The sequence below is a fragment of the Mariniflexile sp. TRM1-10 genome, from assembly GCF_003425985.1.
In the GTDB taxonomy this organism is placed as follows: domain Bacteria; phylum Bacteroidota; class Bacteroidia; order Flavobacteriales; family Flavobacteriaceae; genus Mariniflexile.
Genome location: NZ_CP022985.1, coordinates 918651 through 933492, shown reverse-complemented (window position 1 = coordinate 933492; position 14842 = coordinate 918651). Strand labels below are relative to the sequence as shown.

The window sequence follows — 14842 nt, the reverse complement described above, 5'->3', positions numbered from 1 at the left end:
AATTATTTGATTTATGAGCGTATATGCTATTGGCGATATTCACGGAGGTTTAAAAGCCCTGATACAGGTTTTAAATAAGGTAGAAGTTAAAGAAGAGGATACCCTGATTTTTGTGGGCGATTATGTAGATGGATGGAGTGAGTCTGCACAAGTGATTGCATTTTTAATAGAGCTTTCGGAAAAAATAAATTGTATTTTTATAAAAGGAAATCATGATGTTTGGTGTGAGGATTGGTTGGAATCTGGACATGTAGACCTTACTTGGTATATACACGGAGGTAAAGAAACCATGGAAAGTTATGCGCTTTTCTCTGAAGATGAAAAAAAGAAACATTTAGAGTTTTTCCAGAAAATGCCTTTATATCATATTGATAATGACAACCGATTATTTATTCATGCCGGTTTCACCTCAATGCACGGTGTAGAAAAAGAAGTGTTTAAGCAGTCTTTTTATTACGATAGAACCCTTTGGGAAATGGCTTTAACCATGGATAAAAGTATAGAAGAAGACTCGCTGTTGTTTCCCAATCGTTTAAGACATTATAAAGAAATTTTTATAGGACATACACCAACAACCAATTTTAATTGTGATGTGCCAATGCATGCTTTTAATGTTTGGAATATCGATACAGGAGCCGCTTTTAGAGGAAAAATATCAGTCATGAACGTTGAAACCAAAGCATTTTATCAAAGTGATGAATTGCCTAGTTTATATCCAAATGAAAAAGGGAGAAATAAAGTTTAATATTTGTTAAGGGGAGTTTGAATTTTAAAGTTAGAAGTACAATATTAAAAGTTAAAAGTTCAGAGTTAAGAGTTAAGAGTTCGATGCGATCTGAAATCCACGTGCTTAAATAGTTAAATAAAAAACGATATCATTACAAATCCTTAGTTAAGGTTGATGAACATAACATGTGACTTTTAATTGTTTTAACCGTTGAATCGTTCAATCGTATGTCACAAACTTCATCGGTACATTAAACTCTAAACTTTTAACATTGTACTTCTAACATCGATCAAACGTTGTTAAGTTAGCAGATATGCCGTTTGTAGTAGTTGTGTAAATCTTCTGCCGAAGCATCAAAACGCTTTTTTAAATGAATCACCATAAAATGGTATTGTAGTTTCCAAACGCCGTTATTATTATAATGTCTTGCAGAGGTAATAAGCCATTTTTGAATGACTGTAAATTGTTTGAGCTTGTAAAGTTTAGCAATTAAATCGTTGTCTTCGTAAATGGTGAAATTTTCATTATAACCGCAATATCACTGAATAGTGATTTGGTGATAAACAAACTTTGGTCGCCACCTCTGCACACTTTCCAATTAAATCGAGTTAGCCAACCAGCTAACTTTAGCCACCAATGGTCGCTGTTAAATTGCATGCTAAAGCAACCTGCTTTATTGCCTTTTTCAACTTTTTCAATAATTAATTTGTCGAAATCTTTAGGGGGAAATGAATCGGCATATAAAAAGTAAAGGATGTTCCCAGTGGCATGTTTTGCACCAAAGTTCATTTGTTTGGCCCTGCCTTTAGCTGAAGTTAAAAGCTGAATGGTAGTATCTTCGAGCGTGGTCGAAAAGTTCTGTGGTTTCGACTGCGTTTGACTTGATATAAAAGATGATACCATATTTTTGGTGCCATCAGAACTTCCACCGTCCACTACGATAATGTCTGCAATATTTTCCGGAGACGAATTAGTTATCAGATAATGAAGTAAGTTAGCAATGGTGTTAGCTTCATTTAAAACAGGAATGATAATTGAAATTTTATTCATTCAAATTCCAATTATAGTCTTTATAACTTGTTTTGGCTTTATTAGAAATCTTGATATCTGTATTTAAATTTAAAAAATCAATTAAAGCCCCATTTTGTTTAAAATCTTTGGCAAACCACTGGAATATTTTTGATAGTTCCAGTTTGTCTGTTGAAATAGAATTTTTAGTGTTATCGGCTAAAAAATCTTTTGTAGCTTTTGTAAGCTGAACGTCTAAATTTTTAGAGGTATAAGCTTCGTTTAATAATTTCGGACAAGAAACAGAGGCACAAACAATGGCAAAATGAATACGGGGTTCGTTCATTTTGCGAAGAATTTCATGTTCAATAGCATTTAAATTATACCATTCATCAGAAAATGTCCAAATACGTTGATCCCAGGGTTTTTTAATGTCTTTAATGCTTTTAATTGGATAATTGCGTAAAATTAAATCGATAGTTAATGCGTTGTAAGCGTTTATCCAATAAGCTAGTTTTTCTTCTTTTGAATAAGTGTCGTTGGGAGTATTTTTGCTTAAATACCTGATGTATGTTGCTAATTCTTTGTTGTCTGTTTTGAAAGTTTTGTAATGAACCTGGCCCTCGTTGGAAACATGTTTTTGCAAAAGTTTAGTCCATGATGAATGATCAAAATTTTGAGCTTGCATGGGAAAGCTCAATAATATGAAAATAAGGATGTTGTACAATTTTGTCATTGTTTTTTGTTAAGTGGATAGATTTCCTGACTTAAAAAATCTTTTGGAAATTGGTCATCGCCATCAAAACCCAATTCAATGTCTTTTCCATTGTAAGGTATGTAGTTTGTTTTGAAAAGATAATCCCAAAGGCTTAGTGTTAGTCCGTAATTAACACCAAATCTAACATGCTTAGGGAGTTCTTTAGCGTGATGCCAAATGTGCATTTTGGGGTTGTTGAGGATGTGTTTTAAAAACCCATAATCCCAACCCAAATTGGCATGGTTTAAATGACCAATAACAATGCTGAAAAAGTAAACAATGGCAACATCTTGCGCATCAAAACCACCAATAATAGCAATAGGAATATATAACAGTGATTTGTAAACTACGGGTTCCATCCAATGATAGCGTAAGTGGGCGGCAAATCCCATTTCTTTTACCGAGTGATGGACTTTGTGGAAATTCCACAGAAAAGGGACGCGGTGCAATAAGCGGTGTGTGTTCCATTGTACGAAGTCTGAAACCAAAAAGAATATTAATAATCCTAACCATTTTGGTAGCGTATCAACATCAAAAAGTTGAAGGCTTGAAATGGAGAGCCCTATTGTTTTTAAACCATCATCGAATAGCGCAGCTACGGTGTTTGATAAAGCAATGAGCACCATTAAATTTAAAAAGAAGAAGTTGAAAAACATATAAAAGGTGTCTAACCAAAAATCTTTCCTAAAAACGGATTGGTTTTTTCGCCATGGAAATACAATCTCCAATAGCCATACAATGAGTGAAATACCAATTAACCCATAAAAAAAGTTGTCCCAATGGTTAATGGAAATCAACTCATGTTTTAAGTAATTCCAATATCCGGAATAGGAGTTTTTTATGATGTCAATATATTTTTCCATATTGAATTCCTGCGAAGGCAGGAATCTATTTTTTTGTTTTGTTAACTTTTTAATCTAAATAATTTCCTGAAGGCTCAGCCTCCAACTCACTTCTCCTTGAGAGGTCAGAACTGCCCGAAGGCAGTTCTGGGTGAGGTAAAATGCAAAATTTCGGTTTTTGACCTTGAGGTCAAAATGAAACTTTTTATTGATCTTTGCTAGATTCCTGCTTTCGCAGGAATTTTAACAACACCCACCACCATCATAATGAAAGGTGGATTCACTAATAAAAATATCGTCTCTGTTTAACGAAGCTAAAGCACCTGCTGTTTTATCGCAAATAGCTAAAGGTTGGTTTTTAAGTAAAACGTGTCCTTTTTTGTCATCAAAGTAATGGTGTTCGCCATAGTAAATAGCTGCTTTTCCTGTAAATATACATGGCCCATCACTCGGCATCGGGTCTTTTATTGCTGCTACTTCAATAGATTCAATATATATAAGTTCTTGTGTTGGATAGCTTTTGGGATCAAGAATTCGATATGGTTTTCTGGCTCTAATTTCAATGGTGCCAAAACCCGCATCGGTGAGCGCTTTTACATAATCGGCTATTGGTAAACTACCACTTAAACATAAAGCACGCAAACGATCATCGTTTCTAAGAGCATCATTCATTTCTTGTTCGCAGGTGGGGTCGCTCATTACCAATTTGCCATGTGGTTTTAGTACGCGATACATTTCTGAAACGGCTTGTTTTAAATCGTCCGCCTTAAAAATATTGAAAAGGCAATTTTGTGCTGCGATGTCAATACTATTATCTTCAACGGGCAGATTCATGGCATCGCCTTTTTTTAGGTCTACAAACTCACTTTTAAACCATGGGTTTTGTGCTTCGGCTTCTATAAAGTTTTTACGCGATGCTTCGAGCATTTCGTCAACCACATCAATACCAATAACGCCACCTTTCTGACGATTAAAATAGGCGAATTGCAACAATTCCATACCACCACCAACACCCACATAAAGCATTTTTGGATTGTTGGTTAAATCGCGTGCATGCACGGTGCTGCCACAGCCATAATTCATTTCTTGCATGATTTTAGGAATCTTTAAACCGGGTAATTCCCAAATAGGGTTGGTGGTACAGCATAAACCAACGTCTGGTGTTAAAGCAGCTTCTTTGTATACGTTATGTGTGGCTTCTAAATAGCTCATTTTTTTTCTGTTTTTTTAGACCTCACAGGTTTTTAAAACCTGTGAGGTCTTGTTTTGCGTTAGGGATTACTCATGCATCCTGTTTTTAAATCAATGAAATCGTGAATGCTACGCATTTGCAGCGGCATCCTTTTTTGCCATTAAAAGCAAAAAAAGATATAGCGGAAAGCCCGACAGCCTGCCCTGAGCGGAGACGAAGGGTGTGGTAACGCCCAAATACCCTATAATGTCTTTATCAATTCTTTAAATAATGTAATCATGTTGGGTTCTGCTTTTCCTGCCATGGCGATAATTTCGGCAATATCAACAGGTTTTAAGTTGTTTGGGTCGCATTCATCGGTCAAAACTGACACCGCAGCCACTTTTAATTTTAAATGATTGGCGACAATAATTTCGGGTACGGTACTCATCCCCACCGCATCGGCTCCCATAATTTTTAACATGCGGTATTCTGCACGGGTTTCTAATTGCGGACCAACGACGCTGGCATAAACCCCTTCGTGTAATGTCATGTTGTGGGCTTTTGCTATGGATTTGAATTTTGAATTGATTTCGGCATTGTAAGGTGCGCTCATGTCGGTAAAGCGTTCGCCCAATAATTCAACGCCTTTAAAGGCCAATGGGGAACTACCTTGAAGATTAATGTGGTCTTCAATAAGCATGAGTTCGCCTTTTTTGAAATTTAAATTGATGGCTCCTGCTGCATTGGAAATTAATAAGGTTTTGATGCCTAATTTTTCCATGATACGAACCGGGTAGGTAACGTCTTGTAGCGAGTAGCCTTCGTAAATGTGAAAGCGCCCTTGCATAACCATGACTTTTTTGCCTTCTAAAATACCATAAATGAGTTTGCCTTTATGGAACTCTACAGTGGCTGTTGGGAAGTTAGGGATGTGGTTGTAGCTAACTTCTTTTATGATGTCGATGTCATTTGTAAGTTGCCCTAAACCGGTGCCTAATATAATGCCTATTTCAGGATTTTCGAATCCTTTGTCTTGTAAATACGTAACGGTTTCTTCTATGTACTTAATCATTTTTAATATAATATTTTTCTAGTTCTTGATAGTGTTTCATATCTTCAAAGGTATCAATATCGTTTAATTCTTCTAGTAAATAGTAGTTGCTATCTGTTAAATTTTTCAGGGTTTCTTTTAATACGGAAGGCGTTCCCCAAGCTTTGTCTTTAAAAATAGTGTCTTGCATAGCATGCATCCCTAAAAGGTAATAACCACCATCTTTTGCAGGTCCGATAACGAATTCGTTTTCATTTAAGGCATCAAATGCTAAATTTATGTGTGTAGCTTTTAAATCGAGTAAATCGCTGCCTATTATAATGACTTTTTTATAGCCTAACGAAAAAATGTCTGTAAAAGCATTTTGCATTTTTGCTCCTAAATCGGATCCTTCCTGTAATTTCTTTCTAAAAATGGAAGCGTCCCAAAAATCGTTTTTTTGAATGGCTTCAGAATAAAATACAAATTTATCGGCATTCGTGATTTTGGCAACATTTGCGGTATGTTTTAAAAGATGTTTGTAAACTTCTAATGCCGATGTGTCTCCAATAGTTTTGGCTAATCTGGTTTTACATTGCCCTAATTCGGGATTTCTTGTAAAAATAATGATGGCTTTTTTAGAAGAAGAAAAATGTGTAGCCATCTCTTGATTATCATTGTTGCTATTGCTTAAAATCCCCATGAATGTCTTTTGAAAATTCCACTTAAATCACACTGCCTTGGCAACTACTTCCTGCTCCTGCGGTGCAACCATAACAATGTTGTGACATTACGATGTTTCTGCCTTCTAATAAGTCTTCATTATAATCTGAAATGTGTTTTACTTTACTATTTACAGGAAGTTGTAGCATTTGGTTGAAATCGCAATCATATAAATAACCATCCCAACTTACAGATAGGGTATTGGTACACATCACATTTGCTACTGCTGCGGGATTGTAAGCCTCGACCAAAGCATACATGTAATCTTCGTAGTTTTCAGAAGCAATTAAATAATCTAAAAACCTGCTAATAGGTAAATTGGTTATAGCAAATAAATTATGAAAGTGAATATTGAATGCTTCTAAAAGTGCCTTTTTAAAATCTTTTTCCATTGACTTTTGATTGCTTGGTAAAAAAGCGCCTGATGGGTTGTAGACCAAATCTAATCGCAACTTGTTTTCTGGCATGCCATAACCAACAGCATTAAGCATTTTTAATGCCTCAATAGAAGCGTTAAAAACACCGTATCCTCTTTGTTTGTCGGTTTTTCCACGGGTCCAATGGGGCATCGAACTTACGACATGCACGTTGTGTTTTTTGAAAAATTCAGGCAAATCGTTGTATTTTTTATTGGCAGTAATAATGGTTAAATTAGAACGAACAATAAAATCTTTTATACCGGCTTTTGAGGCTTCTTCAACAAACCATCGGAAATTTGGATTCATTTCGGGGGCGCCTCCTGTTAAGTCTAAAGTGTGTGCGCCTGTGTTTTTTATAACGTTCAAACACTGAATCATGGTTTCCCGCGTCATAATTTCTTTGCGGTCTGGACCTGCATCTACATGGCAATGCGAGCATACTTGATTACACATGTAGCCCACATTAATTTGTAAAATTTCAAGTTTTTTAGCTTTAAGTGGAAATTCATTTGTTTCAGAAATCTTCTCCTTAAAAGTTGGTAATACGCCTTTTTGAAAAATACCATTCGATAAAATTTCTAATTGCCGTTTGCTATTTGCTAGTGCGCTTTCGCGTTTATGTAGGGATTTGATCATAAAAAGTTTCAAAGTTTCAAAGCTTCAGAGTTTCATGGTTTACTTTAACTTCCGTCTTCCAGCTTGATTACGAATTAAAGAAATCAAAAATCGTAACTCATTTTACATGTCTAACTTGTTCACTTTATTCATCATTTGAACACCGTGTACTAACGATGCACCACCACGAATCGCTGCGGCAACATGCAGTGCTTCCATCATTTCTTCTTTGGTAATACCTCGTTGTAATCCATCCCCCGTATAGGCATCAATGCAATAGGGACATTGGATGGTATGCGATACAGCCAAGGCTATTAACGATTTTTCTCTTTCTGTCAGTGCGCCTTCTTCAAAAACCTTTCCGTAGTAATCGAAAAATTTTGCGCCTAATTCTTCATTCCATTCAGAGATTTTTCCAAACTTTTTTAAATCGGCTGGGTCGTAATATGTTTTTTGCATAAAGTATTTTTTTCTAAAGATAAAAATCTATTGGCTTTAAGTCGGAAGGTTTTAATATACTTAACAAAAAAAAAGTCCATTATTTAATTTCATTAGTATCCGATTGATTCAAGGCTTCGCTAGAAGAAAATAGAATAAAGAATAAAGAAAATAGAAGAAATGACAATAAATTGCTATTCAAATGTCTATTTGCATATCTGTTTTAATAAGCGCTGAGTAACTAATTATTACAAAAAGCAAGCCCATAAATCGGTAATCTTGACTTTTCTCAATTGGCTGCAAAATAATCTTTTTGCCCCATATCTTACCTGTTTTTTTACTCCGTAGCGCTGCTATGAAGTGCTAAAAAGCTAAAATATGGAACAGGACGGCGGCGTGTATAAAAATAACCCAGCAGGTTGTTTTAGAGAACGAGCCAGCTTACGCAAAGAATATTTTCGTTTCAATCAAAAGGGCCAAGATGGGATCAGGCTAAAGTTTTTATTGTTTTATCAAGCTTCTTGAAATAACGATTTTTTGAATTTCGGAAGTGCCTTCGTAAATCTGGGTGATTTTAGCGTCACGCATCAATCGTTCCACATGATAATCTTTTACGAAACCGTTGCCACCATGTATTTGAACTGCTTCTACTGTGTGCTCCATGGCTACTTTTGATGCGTATAATTTTGCCATGGCACTCGACACATCGTAATTGTTGTCTTGGTCTTTATCCCAAGCGGCTTTCATTACTAAATGGCGAGCAGCTTCAATTTCGGTATGCATATCTGCCAGTTTAAAAGCAATCGCTTGGTGGTTGCATATTTCGGTACCAAAAGCTTTGCGTTCTTTTGAGTATTTTAATGCTAATTCGTATGCACCGGAAGCAATGCCTAGAGCCTGTGAAGCAATGCCAATACGACCTCCAGATAGTGTTTTCATGGCGAATCTAAATCCTGAGCCATCCTCCCCGATGCGATTTTCTTTGGGTACTTTTACATCGTTAAATTGTAAGGTGTGGGTGTCGCTTCCGCGAATCCCTAATTTATTTTCTTTTGGTCCTACATGAAACCCTTCGGTTCCTTTTTCAACTATAAAAGTATTAATACCATGGGAACCTTTATCCTTATCGGTTTGCGCAATGACTAAATACACATCGGCGCGTCCACCATTGGTAATCCAGTTTTTAGTGCCGTTTAATAGATAATGATCCCCTTTATCTATAGCTGAGGTTTTTTGAGAGGTCGCATCACTACCAGCTTCGGGTTCGCTTAAACAGAAGGCTCCAATAAACTCACCAGTTGCTAATTTTGTTAAGTATTTTTGTTTTTGTGCTTCAGTTCCAAAAGTTTCAATGCCGTAGCACACTAAGGAATTGTTAACAGACACTATAACCGAAGCCGAAGCGTCAATTTTTGATAATTCTTCCATAATTAACACATACGATATAGCATCCATACCACTACCACCATATTTTGGGTCGACCATAACGCCAAGAAATCCTAAATCCCCCATTTTTTTAACCAATTCTTTAGGGAAATGTTGGTTTTCGTCACGTTCAATAACACCTGGTAGTAATTCTGTTTGAGCAAAATCGCGAGCGGCATCGCGTATCATAATGTGTTCTTCGGAAAGATTAAAATTCATAATTCTCAATTAAGATGATGATTTGTTAAAAAATATTTACAAATATAGCTTTTTAGTGTTAATTATTTAATTTGGATTGTTATTTTTGTTCGATATGATGAAAGACGAGTATAAGGTTATAGGTGTTATGTCAGGAACATCGTTAGATGGGATAGACTTTGTTTATGCAACATTCCAATTTGATGGAACCTGGCATTTTAAAATAATTTATTCTGAAACAATAGCATATAATTCGGAATGGGTGGAAAACCTAAAAGGCTTGGTTTCTTACAGTTTGGAAGGCTTAAGGGAAATGGATACTAATTATACTAATTATTTATTCATGCGAATTAAAGCCTTTATAAATAAATTCGAAATTAAGGATATTGATGCCATTTGCTCGCATGGACATACCGCATTGCATCAACCGGAAAAAGGAATCACCTACCAAATAGGTAACATGCCGCATTTGGCAGTTTTATTAGGACAGACAGTGGTTTGTGATTTCAGGGTGCAAGATGTCGCATTAGGTGGTCAAGGGGCTCCTTTAGTGCCAATAGGCGATAAATTGTTGTTTTCTGAATATGATTTTTGTTTAAACCTAGGTGGATTTGCTAATATTTCTACCGATACCGGTGTTGATAGAATTGCTTACGATGTGTGTCCCGTAAATATTGTTTTAAACCGTTATGTTGAACAGTTAGGGCTCCATTATGATGATGAAGGGAAGATAGCTTCAACAGGAACTATTAATAATGAATTACTTGAAAAACTAAATAGTTTAGAGTTTTATAAAGCCAATTCCCCTAAATCTTTAGGACTCGAATGGGTCGATAAAAATATCTTTCCTCTTATAGATTCCTTTCAATTAGAAATAAAGGATATTTTAAAAACATTTGTAGAACATATTGCTATACAGCTTGCTTCAGAAATAAATAAAAAAAGCGATGCTTCGGTTTTGGCAACTGGAGGAGGTGTTTATAATACCTATTTAATAAACAGGCTTGAGGCATATTCAAAGAATGAAATAATGATCCCATCAAAAGCTATAGTGGAATTTAAAGAAGCCTTAATTTTTGGTTTCTTAGGTGTTTTGAGGCTGCGTAATGAGGTAAATTCTTTAAAAAGTGTTACGGGTGCAAGCCAAAATCACAGTTCTGGTAAAATATATCTTCCTTAAACCCGAATTATGCATTAGAAAATCTATTACGGTTCAAAAACTACTGCAAAATCTAACGTTTTACTTTGTTTTTTAATTTAACCGTAGCGATGCTATGCTAAAATTAAGAAACCAATAGATTTTATTGTATTTTCAACCCTCATTACGAAGTTCTAATACATAATTCGAATTAAAAAATAATGTAAAATTAACCTCTACGGATTTTAGTTTTTTATATTTGCCAAATTAATAATTAAATCACTTTCCTAAAATGACTCAGCTTTAGCTATGTACAGATATGTACAGTAAGTAAACAAGAAAAAAGAAAGCTAAAAATTGAATCCATCTATATAAATGAAAGAATTATTAAAAAAGTACGAAGACAAAGCACCCGAAATTATTTTTAATTGGAAGGATTCTGAAACCGAAGCCGAAGGTTGGGTGGTGATAAATTCGTTACGAGGTGGTGCTGCTGGAGGCGGAACACGTATGCGTAAAGGTCTCGATATGAACGAAGTGTTGTCGTTAGCAAAAACCATGGAAATTAAATTTACCGTATCTGGTCCAGCTATTGGAGGTGCTAAGTCTGGAATTAACTTCGACCCTAAAGATCCTCGGAAAAAAGGCGTATTAGAGCGTTGGTATAAAGTCGTTTCCCCACTGTTAAAAAGTTATTACGGTACTGGAGGTGATTTAAATGTTGATGAAACACACGAAGTTATTCCAATAACCGAAGAGAGCGGTGTTTGGCACCCGCAGGAGGGGGTTTTTAATGGCCATTTTAAACCAACCGAAGCCGATAAAATAAACCGCATAGGACAGTTAAGACAAGGGGTTATTAAAGTTATTGAAAATCCAGTCTATTCTCCCAATGTTTCAAGAAAATATACCGTTGCCGATATGATAACTGGTTTTGGCGTAGCCGAAGCCGTTAAACACTATTATAATACCTATGGAGGTTCTGTAAAAGGAAAACGTGCTGTAATTCAAGGATTTGGAAATGTAGGTGCCGCCGCCGCATTTTATTTGTCTCAAATGGGTGCAAAAGTGGTCGGAATTATCGATATTGCGGGCGGTTTAATTAATGAAAAAGGCTTCACTTTTGAAGAGATTACAAACCTGTTTTTAGCTAAAGCAGGAAACACTTTGGTAAGTGATAATTTAATTCCTTTTGAAGAAATTAATCAAAAAATCTGGTCAATTAAAACAGAGATATTTGCGCCTTGTGCAGCATCACGTTTAATTACCATTCATCAAATAGATGAAATGATTGATAGTGGGCTAGAGGTCATTTCTTGTGGTGCGAATGTACCGTTTGCCGATAAGGAAATTTTCTTTGGAAACATTATGGAACATACCGATTATAGGGTAAGCTTGATACCGGATTTTATTTCAAATTGTGGAATGGCCCGGGTGTTTGCCTATTTTATGGAACGCCGTGTTCAAATGACAGATGAAGCCATATTCAATGATACATCGAACAAAATTAAAGAGGCAATAGAAAACGTATATAATAAAAACCAATCTAAAACCGGCATTAGTGCAACTGCTTTTGAAATTGCATTAAGCCAACTTATATAATTTTTTAAATTTTTTATGGAAGCAGCAATTATTTTAGTATTTGTAATAGGTTATTTAGCAATCACTCTCGAACATAACCTAAAAGTAGATAAACTTATCCCCGCTTTGGTTATGATGGCCATTTCTTGGGCATTAATATCATTAGGATTGGAGAGTTTTCCTAACTGGTTCGATTCGGCTAAACATAGTTTGGTAGAAGGGTTTGCAGGATTTGCACCAGAAGAGAAAATGCATTTAATGGAAGAAACCTTATTGCATCACCTTGGAAAAACAGCTGAGATATTAGTATTCCTTTTAGGAGCCATGACCATTGTTGAGATTATTGATTACTTCGATGGATTTTCTACTATAAAGGACTTCGTGAAAACTAAGAAGAAAACAAAAATATTATGGCTTTTTGGCTTTTTAGCATTCATTTTATCTGCAATTATCGATAACCTTACCGCAACTATTGTGCTTATTTCAATTCTTCAAAAAATCGTAAAAGACAGAGATATACGTATCTGGTATGCAGGTCTAATAATCATTGCGGCCAATGCTGGAGGTGCTTGGTCACCGATAGGCGACGTTACAACGACCATGCTTTGGATTGGTAAAAAAGTATCAACAGGACATTTAGTAGGTTATTTATTTATACCATCATTTTTATGTATGGCAGTACCAACGTTTATAGCATCCTTTTTGCCAGTTTTTAAAGGTAATTTAGAAATTGAGGAAGCAGAAGAAGAAACAACTAAATCAAGATTCAGTAGTGTCATGTTATATTTAGGACTTGGAGCCATTGTATTTGTGCCCATATTCAAAATGGTAACCCATTTACCTCCCTATGTGGGCATGATGTTATCGTTGGGTGTTGTGGCAGTTTTTGCAGAAATGTATAGCTCTTCAAAATTTAGCATAAGTGATTTTAACAGAGCAGAAGAAAGTGAAGAACATGCACACTATAGTCCTGTACACCATTCATTATCTAAAATAGAGTTGCCAAGTATTTTATTCTTTTTGGGTATTTTAATGGCAGTTGCAGCTTTAGAGTCTTTGGGTATTTTATTTGAGTTTGCCGCTTCGTTAAAAGAAGGGATGCCATTGCTAGGTACCGAGTTGCACGATTCTGGGGTATCAGACTTAGTGATGCTATTATTGGGAGTTGGTTCAGCAGTTATAGACAATGTGCCTTTAGTAGCTGCTAGTTTAGGTATGTTCTCAGAGCCTATGGATAATGAGCTTTGGCATTTCGTAGCATTTTCTGCAGGAACTGGAGGTAGTATGTTAATTATAGGTTCTGCAGCAGGTGTCGTTGCTATGGGAATGGAAAAAATTGATTTTTTCTGGTACCTAAAAAAGATTTCATGGCTTGCAGCAATAGGATTCCTTGTGGGGTCGGCCGCATTTATGGTAACTAGAACCTTATTTTAGTACCGTTTTTATTATTTTAGTGCAGTTTTTATTATTACAATAGGAAAGAATTAAAGAATTAAAGAATTAAAGAATTAAAGAATTAAAGAATTAAAGAATTAAAGAATTAAAGAATTAAAGAATTAAAGAATTAAAGAATACGTGTTTTTAAATACTTAAACACAAAAAGAATCGTTATACAGTTCAAGAAATATATTTTTTATGTTGAATACATTATTACAAAATACCCAAGAAGGCGCCGAGTTACTTACCGATGCTGAGCCTGTAGAAAAAACGCTTTCTATTATAGAATTAATTAGTAGTGGAGGGCTTGCTGGACAACTTATAATTGCCGTATTATTTTTAATGCTTGTTTTGGCAATCTATATTTATTTTGAACGCTTGTTCGCTATAAAAGCAGCGTCAAAAATAGATGCGAATTTTATGAATCAAATTAAAGACCATGTAACGCACGGTAAAGTTGATTCTGCTCAGATACTATGTGCACAGGTTAATTCGCCAGTATCTAGATTAATTGGTAAAGGTATTTCTAGAATAGGAAAACCTCTTGCAGATATTAATACAGCTTTAGAAAATGCTGGAAGATTAGAGATTTATGGATTGGAGAAAAATGTAAGTATCTTAGCGACTATTTCTGGTGCAGGACCTATGATAGGATTTCTTGGTACTGTAATTGGAATGATATTAGCCATATTTGAACTTGCAAATGCAGGAGGCACCATTCAAATGGATGTGTTGGCTAGTGGGCTTTATACGGCAATGACAACTACGGTTGCTGGTTTAATTGTGGGGATTGTTGCTTTTATGGCATATAATCATTTGGTAGTAAAAACCGATAAAGTAGTGTATCAAATGGAAGCGAACTCATTGGAGTTTCTTGATCATTTAAACGAACCATCATAGTATGAACATTAGAGGAAGAAATAAAGTATCACCAGAATTCAATATGTCATCTATGACAGATATTGTTTTTCTGTTACTAATATTTTTTATGATAGCTTCTACATTGGTTTCGACAAGTGCTATTGATATTTTATTACCTAAAGCTAGCGGAAAAACCGAGAACAAAAAGTCTGTAGCTGTTAGTATAAAAGCAGACTTAACTTATTATATCGACCAAAGACGTATAGGCGAAAGTGTTTTAGAAACTGAATTATTAGCAGCATTGGCTTCAGAAGAAAAGCCAACCATTGTTTTAAGAGCTGAAAAATCGGTGCCTGTTGAAAATGTGGTGAAGGTTATGGATATCGCAAATAGAAACAAGTTTAAAGTCATATTAGCCGTAAAGCCCAATTAATTTACTTTCGCGAAAAGCGGCACGATTTTAGTTCGT

At 35.4% G+C, this 14842-nt stretch carries 15 protein-coding genes; 6 read left to right on the top strand and 9 right to left on the bottom strand.

The features are described 5' to 3' along the window. Positions 1-13 precede the first annotated feature (13 nt). Entirely contained in the window at positions 14-745 is a 732-nt protein-coding gene (locus tag CJ739_RS04335; RefSeq protein ID WP_117172811.1) for a metallophosphoesterase family protein, read from the top strand. Between the two features lie 471 nt (positions 746-1216). Here CJ739_RS04335 and CJ739_RS04330 read toward each other — a convergent pair whose 3' ends face one another. From CJ739_RS04330 to CJ739_RS04290, 9 genes are all read right to left on the bottom strand, one after another. Beyond that, complete coding sequence (locus CJ739_RS04330) at positions 1217-1777, bottom strand: glycosyltransferase (protein WP_335645421.1); 561 nt, start codon at positions 1775-1777, stop codon at positions 1217-1219. After that, positions 1770-2471, bottom strand: coding sequence for a DUF547 domain-containing protein (locus CJ739_RS04325; RefSeq protein ID WP_117172810.1), 702 nt, complete (start codon positions 2469-2471; stop codon positions 1770-1772). The genes CJ739_RS04330 and CJ739_RS04325 overlap by 8 nt, the downstream gene beginning before the upstream one ends. After that, positions 2468-3355, bottom strand: coding sequence for a sterol desaturase family protein (locus tag CJ739_RS04320; RefSeq protein WP_117172809.1), 888 nt, complete (start codon positions 3353-3355; stop codon positions 2468-2470). The genes CJ739_RS04325 and CJ739_RS04320 overlap by 4 nt, the downstream gene beginning before the upstream one ends. A gap of 222 nt (positions 3356-3577) precedes the next feature. Continuing rightward, entirely contained in the window at positions 3578-4546 is a 969-nt protein-coding gene (gene arsM / locus CJ739_RS04315; RefSeq protein WP_117172808.1) for an arsenosugar biosynthesis arsenite methyltransferase ArsM, read from the bottom strand. A gap of 221 nt (positions 4547-4767) precedes the next feature. Next, the gene (locus tag CJ739_RS04310) at positions 4768-5580 is read right to left on the bottom strand and encodes a purine-nucleoside phosphorylase (RefSeq protein WP_117172807.1); all 813 of its coding nucleotides are present in this window, start codon (positions 5578-5580) and stop codon (positions 4768-4770) included. Further along, positions 5573-6241 (bottom strand): TIGR04282 family arsenosugar biosynthesis glycosyltransferase, encoded by a 669-nt coding sequence (locus CJ739_RS04305; protein WP_117172806.1) that lies wholly within the window; start codon positions 6239-6241, stop codon positions 5573-5575. Before CJ739_RS04305 ends, CJ739_RS04310 begins: the two co-directional genes overlap by 8 nt. A gap of 22 nt (positions 6242-6263) precedes the next feature. Further along, positions 6264-7316, bottom strand: a complete 1053-nt coding sequence (gene arsS / locus CJ739_RS04300; protein ID WP_117172805.1) for an arsenosugar biosynthesis radical SAM (seleno)protein ArsS — start codon at positions 7314-7316, stop codon at positions 6264-6266. A gap of 102 nt (positions 7317-7418) precedes the next feature. Then, the gene (locus CJ739_RS04295; RefSeq protein ID WP_106660819.1) at positions 7419-7754 is read right to left on the bottom strand and encodes an arsenosugar biosynthesis-associated peroxidase-like protein; all 336 of its coding nucleotides are present in this window, start codon (positions 7752-7754) and stop codon (positions 7419-7421) included. A 480-nt stretch (positions 7755-8234) separates the two neighbouring features. Continuing rightward, positions 8235-9377 carry an acyl-CoA dehydrogenase gene (locus tag CJ739_RS04290; RefSeq protein WP_117172804.1) on the bottom strand — a complete coding sequence of 381 codons (1143 nt, stop codon included), beginning with the start codon at positions 9375-9377 and terminating at the stop codon, positions 8235-8237. Between the two features lie 94 nt (positions 9378-9471). Here CJ739_RS04290 and CJ739_RS04285 point away from each other — a divergent pair, with 94 nt between their 5' ends. From CJ739_RS04285 to CJ739_RS04265, 5 genes are all read left to right on the top strand, one after another. Beyond that, on the top strand, positions 9472-10536 hold the full coding sequence (locus CJ739_RS04285) for an anhydro-N-acetylmuramic acid kinase (protein WP_117172803.1): 1065 nt from the start codon (positions 9472-9474) through the stop codon (positions 10534-10536). A 333-nt stretch (positions 10537-10869) separates the two neighbouring features. Further along, positions 10870-12096 (top strand): Glu/Leu/Phe/Val dehydrogenase dimerization domain-containing protein, encoded by a 1227-nt coding sequence (locus CJ739_RS04280; RefSeq protein ID WP_117172802.1) that lies wholly within the window; start codon positions 10870-10872, stop codon positions 12094-12096. 15 nt (positions 12097-12111) lie between these two features. Further along, complete coding sequence (nhaD, locus tag CJ739_RS04275; protein ID WP_117172801.1) at positions 12112-13509, top strand: sodium:proton antiporter NhaD; 1398 nt, start codon at positions 12112-12114, stop codon at positions 13507-13509. Between the two features lie 201 nt (positions 13510-13710). Next, on the top strand, positions 13711-14412 hold the full coding sequence (locus CJ739_RS04270) for a MotA/TolQ/ExbB proton channel family protein (RefSeq protein ID WP_117172800.1): 702 nt from the start codon (positions 13711-13713) through the stop codon (positions 14410-14412). A 1-nt stretch (position 14413) separates the two neighbouring features. Further along, entirely contained in the window at positions 14414-14806 is a 393-nt protein-coding gene (locus CJ739_RS04265; protein ID WP_117172799.1) for an ExbD/TolR family protein, read from the top strand. Positions 14807-14842 lie beyond the last annotated feature (36 nt).